We start from the raw sequence: 233 nt of genomic DNA on the forward strand, positions 1-233 counted from the left end.
CGAAGTCTTGGTTTATTTCGTGATGATGATGGTTCTTTACGCTGACGTTGCCTACGAAGATGTCATGCGACTGGTCGTTGAAGGCCTGCGCACTTTGCTTGGTGAAGCTGGCTTGGAAAGCGCTGTCGTCACAAAAGGCGCCATTTCTCAAGCAAGGGGGTTGGTGGGCAATCCACCGAAGTTAAGCCATGTCACCCCTTGTAAGCCATGCTCGGATGAGGTTTTACATGATT

Annotated in this window: 1 protein-coding gene; it reads left to right on the plus strand. The window is 50.2% G+C overall.

Annotation, left to right across the window (positions count from 1 at the left end; all coding sequences use genetic code 11):
• Positions 1-233: transposase domain-containing protein (locus tag PY257_RS00010; protein ID WP_275737499.1), on the plus strand; the 233-nt coding region annotated here is incomplete at both ends.

The organism is Curvibacter soli, assembly GCF_029211125.1.
In the GTDB taxonomy this organism is placed as follows: domain Bacteria; phylum Pseudomonadota; class Gammaproteobacteria; order Burkholderiales; family Burkholderiaceae_C; genus Curvibacter_A; species Curvibacter_A soli.